The 2,950-nt window shown below is 70.5% G+C and carries 3 protein-coding genes and 1 pseudogene; 3 read left to right on the forward strand and 1 reads right to left on the reverse strand.

Features of this window, described 5'->3' with window-relative positions:
* Positions 1–287 precede the first annotated feature (287 nt).
* Positions 288–470: a hypothetical protein gene (locus tag ACTUAL_RS06815; protein ID WP_015803751.1), complete on the forward strand. Its 183-nt coding sequence runs from the start codon at positions 288–290 to the stop codon at positions 468–470.
* 698 nt (positions 471–1,168) lie between these two features.
* On the opposite strand, the gene ACTUAL_RS06820 is transcribed toward ACTUAL_RS06815, so the two are convergent.
* Entirely contained in the window at positions 1,169–1,504 is a 336-nt protein-coding gene (locus tag ACTUAL_RS06820) for a hypothetical protein (RefSeq protein ID WP_096495925.1), read from the reverse strand.
* 187 nt (positions 1,505–1,691) lie between these two features.
* Between ACTUAL_RS06820 and ACTUAL_RS06825 the strand changes: the two are divergent.
* Both ACTUAL_RS06825 and ACTUAL_RS06830 read left to right on the forward strand, forming a co-directional pair.
* Positions 1,692–2,555, forward strand: a pseudogene (locus tag ACTUAL_RS06825) (helix-turn-helix domain-containing protein).
* Entirely contained in the window at positions 2,555–2,755 is a 201-nt protein-coding gene (locus ACTUAL_RS06830; protein WP_440899655.1) for a DUF397 domain-containing protein, read from the forward strand. Before ACTUAL_RS06825 ends, ACTUAL_RS06830 begins: the two are co-directional and overlap by 1 nt.
* Positions 2,756–2,950 lie beyond the last annotated feature (195 nt).

Genomic DNA, 2,950 nt, shown 5'->3' on the forward strand with positions numbered 1-2,950 from the left:
TTGGTCCGGCGATGCGGGTTGGTGACTTGGTCCGGCGGTGCGGGCCGATGACTTGGTCCGGTGGTGCGGGTTGGTGACCTGCTCCGGTGGTGCGGGTTGCTGTTCGGGTGGTGTCGCTCTGGGTTATCGGTTCGGCCGTGCGGGGGAAATATCCCCCCGATGCATAACGCGGGTGGGCACCGGGCATCCCAGGGTCCCCACCAACCGGTCCAGACTCCATTCCTCCCCGGCGATCCCTCCGCCACAGGGGAAGGAGTACTGGCCACCGCTCGAAGAGGAGCGAGACCATGGGCCACAAGCGAGACCTCATCGACGTCCTCAGCGGTGACGAGTTCGACCAGCCCTCACCCTTCGGCCTGATCTACCCGGTTCGCACCAGCGACGGCGGCTACCCGCCCGACCAGCGCGGCCGGACCTGGGAGTACCTGTTGGCCTGTGGCCGCGACCTGCGGCCCACGATCAACTCGTGACCCGCTCGACCACGAGCCTCTCGCGGTCCACGACGGTTCCTGCTTCACGCACAACGAGTTCTGCCCCGGCCACGACGGAAGACCCGCGCACCCGTGCTCAGCCCGGCGCGCGTGCGCGGGTCTGGCGGTAACCTCCTTCCCGCCCAGGCCACTGTGGCCGACAACGGTGACTGTGGCCGACAACGGTGACTGCGGCCGACAACGGTGACTGCGGCTGGTAATGGTGACTGCGGCCGACAATGGCAACTCCGGTTGATAACGGTGACTGCGACCGACAACAGCCACTGCGGCTGACGCGGTGACTGGCGGCCGAGAGCTGTAGCCGGCGGTCGAGAGCTGTGGCTGCGGCTGGTTGTGTTTGCGGTAGGCGGCTGGAAGGCGTCGACCGCACTGCCCGAGTTGTCGCACACGGGAGTTGTTGCGCCCGAACCTGTTCCGGCTTGGCCCCGCGCCACGCGCGACCGTTCCGGTACCGCGTTCGCCCCCCCTGGCGCATCCTGCATCGCTGGCATACCCCGGATCGCTGGCACGCCTCGCATTGCTGGCATACCCCGGATCGCTGGCACACCCCCCATCCCTGGCACACCCCGCATCCCCGGCAGACCCCGAATCGCGGAGCAGCGCCAGACCGGCACACCTGGGCTGTTGCCCCGGCTCAGGTTGTGATGTTCCGCCGGTTCGGCCGGGTGGTCTGGTGGTCACGGTTGAGCGTTGGTCCGCGGGCGTGAGCCGTGGGGTGGGGTGAGCCAGATCAGGTGGAGTTTCACTCCCTTCTCGTCCCTCGCCAGCCGGGTGAACGTGGTCAGTGCGCTTTCCGGGCTCGCCGAGCACGTGCGGAAGTCGCCGTCCGTCGACGACACCTCCGCCCTGTCCTGGAAGGCCATGCCGTAGGCCGCCACCCAGCCCTCCTGGGTCTCCGGGTACTCGTGGGCTATCGCGAACAGCTGCGGGGCTTCCTCCGCCGCCAGGGTGGCCAGCCACCACGACTGCGCGGTCGGGGTGGCTGGGGTGGCGGAAGCAGTGGGTCGGTGCATGGGACGCCCTTCGGGATCAGCGGGTTCTTCGGTATCGGCGGGCGGTGCGTGCCGGCTGGGTCACTTGTCGGGAGTGGGCCGGTGCTGTTCAGTTTACCGGGAGATTTGAACCGAGCGCATGAACCTGAAGGGTGAACTTCGGGGGCGCGCGATAGGCTCTCGCCGTCCCGAACCCCTGGAAGGGCGCATGCCGAGCACTCAGACGCGGTCCAAGCGGAAGTTGGGGAGGAGGCTCGCCCAGCTCCGGGTGGACGCCGGGCGGCGGCCCGAGGAGATCGCGCTGGCGCTGCGGAAGTCCGCCGGGCTCGTGTCGAAGATCGAGAACGGGCACGTCATGCCCGACTACCCCACGCTCCAGGTCATCCTCGCCCAGTGCGGGGTCACGGACGCCGTCGCGCGTCGGGCCGTCGAGGAGCTGTGGGAGGAGGCCAGGAGCAGCGCCAAACCGGTGGAGGTCTCCCCAGGGATGTCCTTGAAGTACCGGGCCTACCTGCGGGCCGAGGCGGACGCGGCCGAGGTGCTGACGGTGGAGCAGACCCTGGTGCCCGGACTGCTCCAGACGAGCGCCTACGCGGCGGCCGTGCAGCGGACCACGTTGCGGGCGGTGGCGGGCGACGGGGCCAGGAAGGCCGTCGAGTCGCGGATGGCGCGGCAGCGGCGGGTGCACGCGTAGCGCGACCCGCTCGTGGTGCGCGCGGTTGTGGACGAAGGGGGGTTCCGGCGGGTGGCGGGTGGGAGCGAGGTGATGGTGGAGCAGCTGCACCACCTGCTCGTGCTCCAGGAACTGCCGAACGTGACCATCCAGGTGATCCCGTTCGAGCGCGGGCTCTACACCGAGATGGTCAGCCCGTTCGTGCTGCTCAACTACCCCGACCCGGTTGAGGACCCGCCGCTGGTCTACGTCGAGCACCGGGGTGGCGGGCAGTGGGTCGAGGACGGTGGGGAGGTCCGGGAGTTCCTGGGCGCCTTCACCCGGAACGCGGAGGTGGCGCTCTCGCCCGAGGAGACGAGCGCGTTCATCCGGCGGGAGATGGAAGGGCTGGGCGCGTGATGGGCGGGACGGTGCGGTGGCGGCGCAGCAGTCGCAGTGGGCCGGACAACAACTGCGCCGAGGTCGCGCGTGTCGGCGACGGACGCGGTGACGGTGGCAGGGGCGGCGTTCTGGTGCGGGACAGCAAGTGCCCGGACGGTGGCGTGCTGGAGTTCCCCGGCGCCAGTTGGGCCGGGTTCCTCGCCTCGCTGCGGCGCTGAACCGCGGGATCAGGGGCGGTGGCCACCTGAGCCACCGGAGCCACCACCGGCGGCCACCGCCCCCTCACCCCAGGAAGTGCCTCCTCATCGCGGGCGCCAGCGCCTCCGCGGGCACCCCGTGCCACTGCCCCGGCAGCTCCAGGTACTCCCCGGCGCCCAACCCCCGCGCCGCCGCCCTGGCCCACCCCCGCAGCC

Source organism: Actinosynnema sp. (assembly GCF_052038725.1).

Coding starts and splice junctions, on each gene's coding strand:
- ACTUAL_RS06820 (WP_096495925.1), bottom strand. CDS start 1,504: ATGCACCGACCCACTGCTTCCGCCACCCCAGCCACCCCGACCGCGCAG.
- ACTUAL_RS06830 (WP_440899655.1), top strand. CDS start 2,555: ATGGGCGGGACGGTGCGGTGGCGGCGCAGCAGTCGCAGTGGGCCGGAC.
- ACTUAL_RS06815 (WP_015803751.1), top strand. CDS start 288: ATGGGCCACAAGCGAGACCTCATCGACGTCCTCAGCGGTGACGAGTTC.